General features: G+C 77.3%; 1 pseudogene. It reads left to right on the top strand.

From position 1 onward, the window contains the following. Positions 1–10: 10 nt before the first annotated feature. Positions 11–655: pseudogene (locus AC1DOQ_RS26920) on the top strand (hypothetical protein); the annotation flags it as partial.

Consider the following 655-nt stretch of genomic DNA (forward strand, 5'->3'; position numbering starts at 1 on the left):
GCCGCGTCCCGTGCGCCCGGCGCGCCCCGCGCGCCCCGCGCGCCCAATGAACGCGCCGGCGCCTTCGCGCACCGCCGATCCGGAAGCCCGCGCCGCCGGCCAGCTCTACCTGTCGTCCGCCATGCTGGCCGCCTCGGTACTGAGCGACAGCGCCCTCGAACACTATCGCGGCGGCTTCGACAACCCCGGCATGTTCGCGCCGCTGGCCAGTGCGACTCTGGTCCTGGCCGGCGCCTCGAAGGCGGCGCGGGATCCTGGCCGCAGCGTGGCCGCCCTGCCCTTCGGCGCGGCGTGCGCGACCGGCATGGCGGGGCTGGGCTTCCACGTCTACAACGTGCTGCGCCGGCCCGGCGGCCTGTCCTGGGGCAATCTGTTCTATGCGGCGCCGATCGGTGCGCCGGCGGCCCTGTCGCTGGCCGGCCTGCTCGGACTGGCCGCGCGCGAAGTCGGACGCGGGGAACCGGTGCTGGCCGGCATGCCGCGCGGCCGCGCCCTCGGCATGCTGGCGGCGGCCGGCCTGGCCGGCACCAGCATGGAAGCGGCGCTGCTGCATTTCCGCGGCGCCTACCACAACCCGGCGATGTGGCTGCCGGTCAGCCTGCCGCCGGTCGGCGCCGCGCTGCTGGCGGCGGCGAGCGCGCCGGCAGCCCCATCG

It is taken from the genome of Massilia sp. 01N417 (genome assembly GCF_056399645.1).